This is a genomic window from Pantoea sp. ANP04, from assembly GCF_041982285.1.
GTDB lineage: Bacteria > Pseudomonadota > Gammaproteobacteria > Enterobacterales > Enterobacteriaceae > Pantoea > Pantoea eucalypti.
The window spans coordinates 124,833-137,998 of record NZ_JAUTYS010000004.1; the positions used below are offsets into that span (position 1 = coordinate 124,833).

The 13,166-nt window shown below is 56.2% G+C and carries 17 protein-coding genes; 16 read left to right on the plus strand and 1 reads right to left on the minus strand.

Annotated elements, in window-relative coordinates; genetic code table 11:
- The first annotated feature begins 4 nt into the window (after positions 1 to 4).
- The 8 genes from Q7C21_RS07405 (at position 5) to Q7C21_RS07440 (ending at position 7,354) form a co-directional block, all read left to right on the plus strand.
- Entirely contained in the window at positions 5 to 1,021 is a 1,017-nt protein-coding gene (locus tag Q7C21_RS07405; protein ID WP_008925150.1) for a dipeptidase, read from the plus strand.
- 143 nt (positions 1,022 to 1,164) lie between these two features.
- Positions 1,165 to 1,236 carry a pyrroloquinoline quinone precursor peptide PqqA gene (pqqA, locus tag Q7C21_RS07410; protein WP_010245082.1) on the plus strand — a complete coding sequence of 24 codons (72 nt, stop codon included), beginning with the start codon at positions 1,165 to 1,167 and terminating at the stop codon, positions 1,234 to 1,236.
- Positions 1,237 to 1,290: 54 nt separating this feature from the next.
- Positions 1,291 to 2,208, plus strand: coding sequence for a pyrroloquinoline quinone biosynthesis protein PqqB (gene pqqB / locus Q7C21_RS07415; RefSeq protein WP_003853493.1), 918 nt, complete (start codon positions 1,291 to 1,293; stop codon positions 2,206 to 2,208).
- 3 nt (positions 2,209 to 2,211) lie between these two features.
- Positions 2,212 to 2,967, plus strand: a complete 756-nt coding sequence (pqqC, locus tag Q7C21_RS07420; protein ID WP_003853494.1) for a pyrroloquinoline-quinone synthase PqqC — start codon at positions 2,212 to 2,214, stop codon at positions 2,965 to 2,967.
- 3 nt (positions 2,968 to 2,970) lie between these two features.
- A complete protein-coding gene (gene pqqD, locus Q7C21_RS07425) occupies positions 2,971 to 3,249 on the plus strand; it encodes a pyrroloquinoline quinone biosynthesis peptide chaperone PqqD (RefSeq protein ID WP_003853497.1) in 279 nt (92 codons plus the stop codon).
- A complete protein-coding gene (gene pqqE / locus Q7C21_RS07430; protein ID WP_375150569.1) occupies positions 3,212 to 4,378 on the plus strand; it encodes a pyrroloquinoline quinone biosynthesis protein PqqE in 1,167 nt (388 codons plus the stop codon). The genes pqqD and pqqE overlap by 38 nt, the downstream gene beginning before the upstream one ends.
- Entirely contained in the window at positions 4,378 to 6,654 is a 2,277-nt protein-coding gene (gene pqqF / locus Q7C21_RS07435; protein WP_375150570.1) for a pyrroloquinoline quinone biosynthesis protein PqqF, read from the plus strand. The genes pqqE and pqqF overlap by 1 nt, the downstream gene beginning before the upstream one ends.
- Positions 6,655 to 6,769: 115 nt before the next feature.
- Entirely contained in the window at positions 6,770 to 7,354 is a 585-nt protein-coding gene (locus Q7C21_RS07440) for a YceI family protein (protein ID WP_003853502.1), read from the plus strand.
- Positions 7,355 to 7,389: 35 nt separating this feature from the next.
- Here the strand turns inward: Q7C21_RS07440 and Q7C21_RS07445 are convergent, their stop codons facing one another.
- Positions 7,390 to 7,539 carry a hypothetical protein gene (locus Q7C21_RS07445; protein WP_375150571.1) on the minus strand — a complete coding sequence of 50 codons (150 nt, stop codon included), beginning with the start codon at positions 7,537 to 7,539 and terminating at the stop codon, positions 7,390 to 7,392.
- A 259-nt stretch (positions 7,540 to 7,798) separates the two neighbouring features.
- On the opposite strand from Q7C21_RS07445, the gene Q7C21_RS07450 reads away from it, so the two are divergent.
- From Q7C21_RS07450 to Q7C21_RS07485, 8 genes are all read left to right on the plus strand, one after another.
- Positions 7,799 to 8,779 carry a 6-phosphofructokinase gene (locus tag Q7C21_RS07450; RefSeq protein ID WP_140915584.1) on the plus strand — a complete coding sequence of 327 codons (981 nt, stop codon included), beginning with the start codon at positions 7,799 to 7,801 and terminating at the stop codon, positions 8,777 to 8,779.
- A gap of 9 nt (positions 8,780 to 8,788) precedes the next feature.
- Positions 8,789 to 9,103 (plus strand): PTS sugar transporter subunit IIB, encoded by a 315-nt coding sequence (locus Q7C21_RS07455; protein WP_003853506.1) that lies wholly within the window; start codon positions 8,789 to 8,791, stop codon positions 9,101 to 9,103.
- Positions 9,096 to 10,463, plus strand: a complete 1,368-nt coding sequence (locus tag Q7C21_RS07460; RefSeq protein ID WP_008925155.1) for a PTS sugar transporter subunit IIC — start codon at positions 9,096 to 9,098, stop codon at positions 10,461 to 10,463. The genes Q7C21_RS07455 and Q7C21_RS07460 overlap by 8 nt, the downstream gene beginning before the upstream one ends.
- Entirely contained in the window at positions 10,450 to 11,292 is an 843-nt protein-coding gene (locus Q7C21_RS07465) for a class II fructose-bisphosphate aldolase (protein WP_003853511.1), read from the plus strand. The genes Q7C21_RS07460 and Q7C21_RS07465 overlap by 14 nt, the downstream gene beginning before the upstream one ends.
- A 94-nt stretch (positions 11,293 to 11,386) precedes the next feature.
- Positions 11,387 to 11,656 (plus strand): hypothetical protein, encoded by a 270-nt coding sequence (locus Q7C21_RS07470; RefSeq protein ID WP_003853512.1) that lies wholly within the window; start codon positions 11,387 to 11,389, stop codon positions 11,654 to 11,656.
- 9 nt (positions 11,657 to 11,665) lie between these two features.
- Positions 11,666 to 12,103 carry a PTS sugar transporter subunit IIA gene (locus Q7C21_RS07475; RefSeq protein ID WP_008925156.1) on the plus strand — a complete coding sequence of 146 codons (438 nt, stop codon included), beginning with the start codon at positions 11,666 to 11,668 and terminating at the stop codon, positions 12,101 to 12,103.
- The gene (locus tag Q7C21_RS07480) at positions 12,100 to 12,723 is read left to right on the plus strand and encodes an AAA family ATPase (RefSeq protein ID WP_003853517.1); all 624 of its coding nucleotides are present in this window, start codon (positions 12,100 to 12,102) and stop codon (positions 12,721 to 12,723) included. Before Q7C21_RS07475 ends, Q7C21_RS07480 begins: the two co-directional genes overlap by 4 nt.
- Positions 12,692 to 13,132 carry a thiol-disulfide oxidoreductase DCC family protein gene (locus tag Q7C21_RS07485; protein WP_008925158.1) on the plus strand — a complete coding sequence of 147 codons (441 nt, stop codon included), beginning with the start codon at positions 12,692 to 12,694 and terminating at the stop codon, positions 13,130 to 13,132. Before Q7C21_RS07480 ends, Q7C21_RS07485 begins: the two co-directional genes overlap by 32 nt.
- The last annotated feature ends 34 nt before the right edge of the window (positions 13,133 to 13,166 follow it).

Below are 13,166 nucleotides of genomic sequence, written 5' to 3' on the forward strand. Positions count from 1 at the left end.
GCTTATGCTGATTTTTGACGGTCACAACGATCTGTTGCTTAACCTCTGGCTGCATCATCGTGATGCGCCCGCGCAGGCGTTTTATCAGGGTATTGAGCGGGGGCATCTCGACTTTCCGCGCATTCAGCAGGGCGGAATGGGTGGCGGGCTGTTTGCGATCTTTGTGCCGCCGCAGGAATATATCGCCCGCACCGTTCCGGTTCGGGCCGATGAGCCGTATCGCCCGCTGGAGATCATGTGGCAACAGCTTGAGATCCTGCAGCAGCTGGCCGATGCGTCAGGCGGGCGGGCGCGACTCTGCCGCAGCAGTGAAGATATTATTGCCTGCCGCGCCGCAGGCGTACTGGCGATGGTGGCTCACATTGAAGGTGCTGATGCGCTGGACGAGGAGGGCGAACAGCTGCACGCCTTCTGGCAGGCGGGGGTGCGCAGCATCGGGCCATTCTGGAATCTGCGCAGTCGCTTTGGTGAAGGCGTCAGTGGCAGTTTTCCCGGCTCGCCCGACACCGGACCGGGCCTGACCGCTGCCGGCGAAAGGTTGATTCAGCAGGCGGGTGAACTGAAGATGATGATCGACGTGTCGCACATGAACATGAAGACGTTCCAGGAAACCGCCCGGCTTTCCACTGCGCCGCTGGTCGCCAGCCACTCCAACGCGCACGCCCTCTGTCCGCAACCGCGCAATCTGACCGATGACCAGCTGCTGGCGATCCGCGACAGCGGCGGTCTGGTCGGCATTAATTTTGGCAATGCGTTTTTGCGCGCCGACGGTAAACGCGATGCTGACACGCCATTAACAGAAATTGTTAAGCATTGTGATCACCTCCTGAAGATAATGGGCAGCGACCATGTGGCGTTTGGCTCCGATTTCGACGGAATTACCCCGCCAGCAGCGCTGGGCGATGTCAGCGGAATGCCGCGATTGCTCGCTGCTTTTCAGGAAGCAGGCTATGATCAGACACTGACTGAGAAACTGGCATGGGGAAACTGGCAGCGGGTTTTACAACTGACCGGGCTGTGATAACAATTTCCTTACGTTCCGGACTTGATCCCGACGCGCCATTGGCGCAACATCTGCCTGGAAATTGTGACGGCCGTCTCATTCATTGCCGGTCACGCTGATTTCAGACAGCTTTTTTACTGTTAACCAAGAGGAAGTAACTCATGTGGAAAAAACCAACTTTCGTTGATATGCGTCTCGGTCTGGAAGTCACTCTGTACATCTCCAACCGTTAATCGTTCTGCCCGCCCTCTGAGCGGGCATTTTTTTTCAACTTCTGGTTTTCCTCTATGTTTATCAAAATCCTCGGTTCAGCCGCGGGTGGCGGATTTCCGCAGTGGAACTGTAACTGCGCCAACTGCCACGGCGTGCGTAATGGCACGATTCAGGCCCAGGCACGCACGCAATCGTCAATTATCCTGAGCGATAACGGCGAAGACTGGGTGCTATGCAACGCTTCACCCGATATCAGCCAGCAGATCCTGCATACGCCAGAACTGACCCGCCAGGGCGTGCTGCGCGGCACGGCGATTGGGGGGATTATCCTCACCGACAGCCAGATCGATCACACCACCGGGCTACTGAGCCTGCGTGAAGGCTGCCCGCATCAGGTGTGGTGTACGCCGGAAGTGCATGCTGACCTCAGCACCGGCTTCCCGATCTTTCCGATGCTCACCCACTGGAATGGCGGCTTACAGCACCGGCCGATTGCGCCACTGACGCCGTTCAGCGTCGATGTCTGCACAGATCTGCAGTTCACGGCGATTCCCATTATCAGCAATGCACCGCCTTACTCGCCCTTCCGCGACAGGCCGCTTGCCGGCCACAACGTGGCGCTGTTTATTGAAAACCGGGCGAATGGCCAGACGCTGCTCTACGCACCAGGTCTGGGCGAGCCCGATGCGGTGATATTACCGTGGCTGCAAAAAGCGGATTGCCTGCTGATTGATGGCACCGTCTGGCAGGATGATGAGCTGCTGGCTACCGGCGTGGGTCACAACACCGGCAAGGCGATGGGCCATCTGGCGCTGGCGGAAGAGCAGGGACTGATGGCGTTGCTGGCGTCTCTGCCGGCCAGACGCAAAATTCTGATCCACATTAACAACACCAATCCGATCCTTAACGAGCAGTCACCGCAGCGTCAGTTTCTGACGGAGCAGGGAATAGAGGTGAGCTGGGACGGGATGGCGATCCACCTTCAGGGCTAAATCATGCAGATCACTGACACGCTGTCACCACAGGCTTTTGAACAGGCCCTGCGCGACAAAGGCGCTTACTACCATATCCATCATCCGTATCACATTGCGATGCATAACGGTCAGGCCACGCGCGAGCAGATTCAGGGCTGGGTGGCAAACCGCTTCTATTACCAGACCACCATTCCGCTGAAAGATGCGGCGATCATGGCTAACTGTCCCGATCCGGCGACCCGCCGCAAATGGGTTCAGCGCATCCTTGACCACGACGGCAGCAATGGCGAAGAGGGCGGCATCGAGGCCTGGCTGCGGCTGGGCGAGGCGGTCGGTCTGACGCGCGAAGAACTCTTGTCAGAGCAGCATGTGCTGCCGGGCGTGCGTTTTGCGGTGGATGCTTACATTAACTTCGCCCGCCGCGCCAACTGGCAGGAGGCGGCCTGCAGCTCGCTCACCGAACTGTTCGCTCCGCAGATCCACCAGTCACGGCTTGAGAGCTGGCCGCAGCACTATCCGTGGATCAAAGAAGAGGGGTATTTCTACTTCCGCAGCCGCCTGGGTCAGGCGAACCGCGATGTGGAGCATGGTCTGGCGCTGGCGCTGGAGTACTTCACTACCGCTGAAACGCAGAACCGGATGCTGGAAATTTTGCAGTTTAAGCTCGATATTTTATGGAGCATGCTGGACGCCATGACCATGGCTTACGAGCTGAAACGTCCGCCTTATCACACCGTCACAGACAAGGCGGCGTGGCACACCACCCGACTGGTATAACAGATGAATGAAAACTCGATTGCCGCGTTTCGTCGCGGCTACCGTATGCAGTGGGAAGCTGCTCAGGATACGCACGTGGTGCTTTATCCTGAAGGCATGGCAAAGCTGAACGAAACCGCCGCCGCCATTCTTGAGCTGGTGGATGGCAAACAGAATATCGCCGCGATTATCGCGACCCTGGATAACCGTTTTCCGGAAGCGGGCGGCGTGGGTCCGGACGTCTTAGAATTCCTGCAGTCAGCCTATGAACAGAAGTGGATACAGTTCCGTGACCCCGCATAAACCTGGTGTGAATCCGCCGCTCTGGCTGCTGGCCGAGCTGACCTATCGCTGTCCGCTGCAGTGTCCCTACTGCTCTAACCCGCTGGATTTCGCCCAGCAGGAGAAGGAGCTGACGACTGAGCAGTGGATCGAAGTCTTTCGTCAGGCGCGCGCGATGGGCAGCGTTCAGCTCGGATTTTCCGGCGGCGAGCCGCTGGTGCGAAAAGATCTGCCTGAGCTGATCAAGGCGGCGCGCGACCTTGGCTTCTATACCAACCTGATCACCTCCGGCATTGGCCTGACCGAGAAGAAGCTGGATGCGTTCAGCGAAGCGGGTCTGGATCATATCCAGATCAGCTTCCAGGCGAGTGACGAAACCCTGAATGCGGCGCTGGCGGGATCGAAAAAAGCGTTTCAGCAGAAGCTGGAGATGGCGAAAGCGGTGAAAGCCCACGGCTATCCGATGGTGCTGAACTTCGTGCTGCATCGTCATAACATCGATCAGATCGATAAAATCATTGACCTCTGTATTGAGCTGGAGGCAGATGACGTTGAACTGGCGACCTGTCAGTTCTACGGCTGGGCGCAGCTTAACCGTGAAGGTCTGCTGCCGACACGTGAGCAGATCGCCCGTGCGGAAGCCGTGGTGAAAACCTACCGTGAGCGGATGAGCACCAACGGCAATCTGACCAACCTGCTGTTTGTGACGCCAGACTACTACGAAGAGCGACCCAAGCCCTGCATGGGTGGCTGGGGCGCTATCTTCCTCAGCGTGACGCCAGAGGGCACGGCGCTGCCGTGTCACAGTGCGCGCCAGCTGCCGGTGGAATTTCCCTCTGTACTGACGCAAAGCCTGGACGATATCTGGTATAACTCGTTTGGCTTTAACCGTTATCGCGGTTTCGACTGGATGCCGGAGCCGTGCCGCTCCTGTGATGAGAAAGAGAAAGATTTTGGCGGCTGTCGCTGTCAGGCTTTCATGCTGACCGGCAATGCCGACAACACCGATCCGGTCTGCAGCAAATCGCCGCATCACGGCAAAATCCTTGAAGCCCGGCGTGAGGCGGATTGCAGCGACATTAAAATTGGTCAGCTGCAGTTCCGTAACCGCAGCAACTCGCAACTGATCTACAAAACACGGAACCTCTGATGAAAACGCGCGGCCTGGTGATAAACGGTCTGATGATTGAACTGGTGCATCAGGCAGATGCCAGCCAGGCCGCTGCCCTGATTCAGGTGGGTGCAGGGAGCCACGATGAGCCAGAACGCTGGCCCGGACTGGCGCATCTGCTGGAGCATCTGCTGTTCACCGGCAGCAGCGGCTGGCCTGATGAGGGCCGGCTGATGAGCTGGATTCAGACCCAGGGCGGGAAGGTCAACGCCACCACGCTGGCCCGGCGCAGCGCGTTTTTCTTTGAGGTGACGCCGTCGTTGCTGGCTGACGGGCTGGCCCGACTTCAGGATATGCTCGTCTCTCCGCTGCTGGATAATCAGGCCATCGCGCAGGAAGTGGCGGTGATTGACGCCGAGTATCAGCTGTTGCAGTGCCATGAGCCATCCCGCATCGAAGCGGCACTGCTGCATGCCGCGCAATCACCTGCGGAATTTCAGCGCTTCCATATCGGCAGCCGGGCGAGCTTTGGCGACGAGATGTCTGCGCTGCAACGGGCGCTGCGTCAGTTCCATCAGCGTTACTATTTCGCCAGTAATATGCGGCTCTGGCTTCAGGGACCGCAGTCACTGGATGAACTGGAGCAGCTGGCACGCCAGTTTGCCAGCGCGCTGCCTGCTGGTCAGTGGCAACAGGATCTGCCACCGCCGCAGCTGAACAGCCAGACCTGCTGGCGACTGGCGGGTAGCGCCTCGCCAGCGTTATGGCGCACCTGGCTGATTGAAAGTAGTGACGGTGTCACTTTGTGGCGTGAGTTTTTGCTGGATGAGGCACCCGGATCGCTGCTGGCAACGCTGCGCGAGCAGGGGCTGGCGGAGACGCTGGAGCTGAAGTGGATCTATCAGGCAGGCGGTGCGCTCTGGCTGGCGCTGGGTGTCGAAACTGAGATGCCAGAAACCGTGAATGCGCTAATTGATAGCTACCTGCAGGCACTGAGCCAGATCGGTGAGGCACAGCATCAGCACTATCATGAGCTTAGTCAGCAACGATTTGTGACGTTGTCACTTATGGAGCAACTCCGTCAGCGCGCCGTCGGCTTTGCGCCCGATGAAACGCTGCCTGTACTGCTACTGTTGCTGGAGAGGCTTAACAGCGCGCCGGGCACGCTGCTCTGCTGTACGCCGCAACCGCCATCAGAAAACCTCATCACACAGGGTTACAGTCTGGCACTGACCCACTGGCAGCCAGCACCACCTGACGCGCTGCCCGCGGTGAATTTCACATTCTATCCGCTTGATGTCGCCATTACGCCTGATCCCCTGCCCGAAGAGTCGGTGGCGTTACCGCATTATCAGTCAGATAACCCGAACCCCGTGCTGATTCTGCGACCCGAGTTTTACTCAACGTTTACCGCCGAGGTGGGCGAAGAGCTGGGGCGGCGGTTGCGTCCGCTGTTTGCTGCGCTGCGTCACCAGGGCGGTAACGGCTGCTGGCAGGAAGTAGAGGGCGTATGGCAGCTCACGCTTCAGCTGACGACAGATGAGGCGGTCACTGATCAGGCGCTGAGCCAGATTGTCTGTGCACTGTCGCTGCCGGTTGAGGCAAACCTGCCGTCACCTGTCGAAAGCATCGCAATCCGCGCGCTGCAGCAGCAGCTGCCTTATCAGCTGGCAGCGACCTTTGCGCCGGATTGCTGGCGGGCGGCGCTTAAAGGCGGCAACGCGGCGCTGCATTCGCTGATTGCCCGGCGGCTGAGCGCGCTGTCGCTGCCGGTTAACCCTGACACGCCACCAAAACGTATGACCACACAAACGGGCATGACGCGTCTGCTGCACGCCAGTACGGATAACGCGCTGTTGCTGTTTATTCCACTGCACCGTCCTGAACAGCTTGCGGCATTACGTGCGCTGGCGCTGATCTACGAGCCGCGTTTCTTCCAGCGCTATCGGGTTGAACAACCTATAGGGTATGTCGTTAACAGCCGCTATATGCGCTGTGCCGATGAAGACGGCGTAGTGTTTGCGCTGCAGTCGCCCGATTACAGCGCGCTGTCACTGTTGCGCTACTGCCGCAACTTCCTGCGTTCCCTTAACGAGACGCTGGCAGAGTGTGACCTGGTGGCACTGAAAACGCGTCTGCTGAGCCGGGAAGTGGCGCAGCCACTGGCGCAGTTACGCCGTGAAAATGGTCTGGCAGAACCGGATGCGGCGCAGATAGAGGCGCTGACCCTTACCGATCTGCAACAGCTGCACCGCACACTGATTCAGGATCGCCGCCGCTGGCGCGTGCTGTTTACCGGGGGAGAAAATGTATAGCGCCCGATATAAAGTTGCTGAATTTATTTGAAAATTACGGACAAATCTCTTCACTGTCTATTCCGGGCTAACTGAACCACACTCAGTTCACTTTTGTCCGGATAAGGAATTGACTGTGAAGAACTTCAAACGTATCGCACTGCCCCTGTTAGCCGCTGCTACCCTTTACGCCCCGTTATCTCAGGCTGAGGCGATGCACTACCAGCTGAATCCTGAGCATACGTCTGTCATTGTGGCCTGGAACCATTTTGGCTTCTCAAATCCTACCGCGGATATTCCGGATGCAACCGGTACGCTGGTGTTTGATAAAGATCATCCGGAAGCATCACGCGTTGACGTAACCCTGCCAGTCAGCAAAATCGACAGCCATGTTGCGGCGCTGACCAAAGAGTTCAAAGGCGCTGAGTATTTCGACACGGCCAAATACCCAACTGCGACCTTCCACAGCACCAAAGTGGTTGCAAAGGGCGACAACAAATTTGACGTTGAAGGTAACCTGACCCTGAAAGGGATCACTAAGCCTGTTACGCTGCACGCCACGCTGAACAAGCAGGGCGAGCATCCGATGGTGAAGAAGCAGGCGATTGGTTTTGATGCCACCGGCACCATCAAGCGTTCTGACTTCAGGCTGGACAAATATGTCCCGGCGGTAAGCGACGACGTCACCCTGACGCTGTCTACCGAAGCTTACGCGAAATAAGTGTGTGGGGCGCAGCAGCTCGCTGCGCCCCTGATTCATTTTTCTTCCTTTCCTGCATCTCCTGAAATATTCCCTTTTTTACGTGCACTGAATAATCCAGCCCTCCCGATAAAAACTATTTTAATCGCCTGAACCGGGCCAGAACCGGGAAAAATGAGGTGAAAGTCACAAATTCGCAATGCCATTTTTATGCCCGATCATTCGTTATTCTGTTGGCCAAATCAAAAACCTGTTCGGCAACCTAAGCTGATGATTTGTATTGATTCGTCCGTGAAGTAATAAGTTGGAATAGAGTGACACAGCTCACAAATAAAGGCCTTAAGCTACTGCTGTCAACACGCCTGCCCGAAAAATACCGCGCGTAACTGTGATCTCCTCTGCAAATAGCAACCCCGTGAACCGGAAGAATGGCCCTCAGCAGAGTAAGCCAGCGGGGTGAGGGAAATGCGCATTGGAATGGTGATCAGTGGCGGGGATGTCACCGGAATAAATAACTTTGTCTTCCAGATAGGGCGTCTCGCGCAGGCTGAGATGGTGATATTTGACGGCGGCATTCCCGGCCTTCTGGCAAATAACCATCGTGATATCAGCCAGCGCGATCTGCTCGACTTTGCCATCGCCCCGATTCCGGTGATGCAGTCCGGAAGGACGCAAAAGAAACTGGTGCGCAGCGAATATGATTTAATTGCGCGCCAGCTTAAAAGCGCACGTATTGACGTATTAATCATGGCAGGCGGTGACGGATCGCTGCAGTTTCTCCACATCCTGTCGGAGTCTGGCGTTAATTGTTTCGGCGTCGGTATGACCATCGACAATGATGTCTTCGGCAGTGATTACACGCTGGGATTTTCTACCGCCTGCGAACAGGTATTAAAAGAGGTCGCAAAACTGCGTAATACCGGGCGCGCCTTACCGGGCCGGGTTTTTATGCTGGAGTTACTCGGCGGCTATTGCGGCGAATTAACGCTGCAATCGGCGATTAAATCCAATGCGGATATCGCCCTGATTCCGGAGTGCCAGATTCCTTTGCCACAACTGGCGCAGCGTATTACCGGACGGCTGGCCGAACAGAACAGCGTGGTCATCCTCTGTTCAGAAGGCTACACCCGTGAATATTCGCCCGGTTTTCAGGGGGCGATCGACACCTTAATCAAACAGCTTGAGCCGCTTATTGGCGTACGCATCCGTAAAACTATTCTCGGTTACGGACTGCGCAATGGTGATCCCACCTGCGAAGAAATTTATCAGGGCACCATTATGGCCAGTGAAGTGGTGCGTTGTATTCAGTCAGGCATGCGGAATAAAGCGGTCATTATTAATGGCAGCAATAAACCGATCCCGATTGATTTATTAAGCATGCAAAAACGCCTGGTCGATATTGACGGGCACCATTACAAACTCGCTAAACAACTCAATATAGTGTGAGGAAAAACCATGCTGAAAATATTATGTGTCTGTGGTTGTGGATTAGGATCCAGTTTTGCGATTGAGATGAGCGCAAAAGCAGTATTAAAAAAACTGGAAATTGAGGCCGATATCGATCACACCACCATTTCAGAAGCGAATGCATTTAAGTCAGATATGATCCTGACGCAAAAAGCCTTTGCCGATGTATTAAATGCCGACGCCAGTCCGGAACAGATTAAACGGGTCATTATTCTTAACCGGCTCACCGATAAAGTGGAAATAGAGCAGAAGATCCTGGCCTTTTTAAAAGAACGTAACGAGAAGGTCGCTGCCCATGAATAGTGTGATCGACTTCCTGGTAAAAGATCTGCTGGGGCAGGCCTCAATTCTGATCGCGTTTATTGCGCTGATTGGTCTGCTGCTGCAGAAGAAATCAGCAGGCAAGGTGGTGGAAGGCACCTTTAAAACCCTGCTCGGCTTTTTAATTATGATGGCGGGTATCAATATTATTGTGGGGACGCTGACGTTCCTCAATACCATTTTTACCCACGGCTTTGGTATGCGCGGCTATATCACCGATGTAGCCGCTATCGCCGGACTGGCTAACCGTGAGCTGGGATCTGAAGTGGCGCTGACGCTGCTGGTGATCTTTATCGTCAATATCATCATCGCGCGGCTGACACCGTTTAAGTACATCTTCCTGACCGGCCAGGCTCTGTTATGGATGGCGACGATTGGCGCTGTCATCGGCTACAAAGCGGGGCTGACTGGCCTGCCGCTGATCCTGACCGGCGGCATCTTCGGCGGGATTATGGCGGTCGTGATGCCCGCACTGGCACAGCCGGTGGTGCGGCGTATCACCGACTCCGACGATGTGGCGCTGGGTCACTTCTGCACCATTGGCTATCTGGTCACGGCGGCGGTCGCCAAAGTGGTGGGCAAAGGATCGCGCTCCACCGAAGACCTGAAGCTGCCCGATAACTTTAAGTTTCTGCAGGATACCTATCTGTCGATGGCGCTGGTGATGGTGCCGATGTACCTGATCCCCGCCGTGGCGGCCGGTCCGGCATTCATTGCCCAGTACAGCAACGGCATGAACTACCTGATGTACGCCTTTATGCAGTCGATTCAGTTCGTGGCCGGGGTCTTTGTGCTCTACAGCGGTGTCCGCCTGCTGCTCAACGAGCTGGTGCCTGCCTTCCGGGGCATCGCCATGCGCGTGGTACCCGATGCCAAACCGGCGCTGGACTGCCCGGTGATGTTTCCTTACGCCCCGAACGCGGTGATTGTCGGCTTCCTCGCCACCACGCTCGGCTCCATCGTTGGCATGCTCGTCTTCCCGATGTTTGGACTGGCGATGATCCTGCCGGGACTGCTGACCAACTTCTTTGCCGGGGGCACCGCCGGGGTCTTTGGTAATGCCATGGGCGGACGACGCGGCGCGATGATCGGCGGCTTCGTCCACGGACTCTTTATCACCATTCTGCCCGCCATCCTGGTGCCAATGCTGGAGAGCTACGGCTTCACCGGCGTGACCTTCAGTGACTCGGACGTCATCAGTACCGGCCTGGTACTCGGCCACGCCTTCCAGAATAACTGGCTGTTTGTTGCCCTGTTTATTGCTTTTGTTACCGCGCTTGCCTGGTTTGTTAACGGCAAATCCACCAAACCTCAAGAGGAAAAAATCCATGAAACTTTATAATTTCGCCGACCTGTTAAAGCTGGCTAAACAGCGTGACTTTAAAGCGGTGGGTTCTTTTAATCTTCACTGCCTGGAAATGTTGCCCGCTTATTTTAAAGCGGCAGAGAAGACCAACAGTCCCCTAATGATTCAGATCTCCACCGGCACGGCGAAATATCTCGGTCATAAGTTGCTGGTCGATGCCATTAAATCGCTGTCGGAGAGTATGAATGTGCCGACCTGTTTGCATCTCGATCACTGTTCCGATTTAGCGGCGATTCAGACGGCGATAGATGCCGGATTCAGTTCCGTGATGTATGACGGGTCACATCTGCCGATTGAAGAGAATATTGCCAATACCCGCCGGGTGATTGATATGGCGCGTCCGCATAATGTTTCAGTTGAAGCGGAACTGGGTGCGATTGGCGGTTCGGAAGATGGTAAATGTGTGGAGATGGAGGCGATCGCGTTTACGCCGGTGGAAGATGCACGCCGTTTCGTTGAAGAGACCGGCGTTGATATGCTGGCAATCTCAATCGGCACCGTACATGGCCTTTACACCGGGAAGGCGCATATTCAGCATCAGCGCCTGGCGGATATTACGGCGGCAACCCACACGCCACTGGTGCTGCACGGTGGCACCGGCGTCAGCGATGAAGATATGCGACTGGCGGTAAGCAGCGGGATTGAGAAGGTCAATGTCGGCACCGAAATGAATGTGCAGTGGGTGGCGCAGTGCAAATCGACCTTTGAGAAAGGCAAGGTCAATGACAGCGTGCGTAATTTCCTGGTGCCCGCCAATGATGCAGTGACCAATGTGCTGGTAGAGAAGATGCAGTTATTCCGTTAATTACCAGCGTCGCCATCACCGAATTATTGCGTTAAACGTTTTTATCATCACTATTAATCTGAGACACCCCGGCATATAGGGGGCAGGAGAGCCTATGTTTGGATTCTTAAAAAAGTCTCCGGCTGCGGAACAACCCAGCGAGCAGCAGCAGGATCATCTGGCGGAAGTCAGTCGCGAGAAAATAACGCAACTGGAGCAGCAGCTCGCAATTAACCCGCGTGATGGCGAAACGCAAAAACAATTAATGCTGGAATATAACCGGGCATTAAGTTTATTTGCGAAAAGCCGTCGCTATCGTAATGAAATTGATGCGCTGTTTGTCAAAATCGATGAATTACGCAATGTGGTTCGCCAGTCGATTTAAGGAGAGCTGATGACGATTAAGCAGTTATTGCAAGAGGCCAACGCCATTCAGATTGGCATCGACGCCACGGACTGGCGTCAGGTTATCGCGCTGGCCGCCGAACCGCTGGTTAGCGGCGGCTATCTCGACGCCACCTATCCGGATGCGGTGATCGCGAACACCCTGGCCCATGGGGCGTATTATGTGTTTGAGGAGGGAATTGCCATTCCTCATGCCCGGCCGGAAGCGGGGGTGATCCGCGACTGTTTCAGTATGATCCTGCTGAATGAACCGATCTCGTTTGAGGGCAGTGATAAAGCGGACATTGTGATTATGTTTGGCGCGCGCGACAGCAACGCCCACATTGAAGAGGGGATCCGCGCGATTGTGTCGCTGCTGGAGGATGAGGAGACGCTGGTCCGGTTACGTCGGGCCAGCAGTGTCGCGGAGGTTATCGATATCCTATGACACAAAATATCCCCCCTAAACGCGTGGTGCTGGTTAACGGCATTCCGGCGTCGGGTAAGAGCACCCTGACGCACGCGCTATCACAACACTTTGGCTGGCCGGTGCTGACGCTGGACAGCCTGAAAGAGCCTTTTATGCACGCTTTTGCGCCGGTCGATCGGCAGCGTAACCGGCAACTGGGCTGCGCGGCCTATCAGGCGATCTGGAACATCGTCGAACAGGCACCCGCCAGTCAGGTCTGGCTGATCGATGCCTGGTTTGGTTTTCAGCCGCGCGCGCTGCTGGAGCAGGGACTGCAACAGGCGGGCGTCGAAGAGGTGCTTGAGCTGTGGCTGAAGATTGAACCGGAGGTGGCGGTGGCGCGCTATCAGGCGCGACTGACCCAGCGACTGCCGGGGCATCCAGGCGCTGAGTACCTGCCTGAACTTCATCAGCTGGCACAACAGGCCAGGCCAATGACGCTGGGGCCGTTGTTTGAGGTGGATGCCTGCGCCCAGGATCACGCTGCCGTTATCCACTGGCTGCAACAGCAACTGACCAGAACCCGCTACACTTCAGCTCATCATCAGAGGAGTGAGGAGTTGCAGGATGTCGTCGCCCCCGTATCTGCAAACCGGTGAAAGCGCCGTGCTTTATGACGGCGTCTGTAAGCTGTGTAATGGTTGGGTTCAGTTTCTGCTGCGCCACCATCTGGCGCGGCAGGTCCGTTTTGCCTCGGTGCAGAGCGAGCAGGGCAAAGCGCTGTTGCGCTGGGCCGGACTGCCGGAAGAGAATATCAGCACCCTTGTCTACATTGACGGTAATCAGCACTGGCTGCGGGCGCAGGCGGTTTTCCGTGTTATGCAGCACCTGCCAGCACCCTGGCGCGGGCTGGCGGTGCTGCGTCACTTTCCGGACGTGATCAATAACGCGGCTTACGACCGCATCGCGTTAAACCGCTATAAGCTGTTTGGCCGCTATAGCGAGCAGCATGCTCTCACGCCCGATTATCCTGACCGTTTTCTGCATCCGATGCCGTCCGAAGGTTAGTGGCAAGTCTACCCGACAGGCAGGCCCGCGCTGT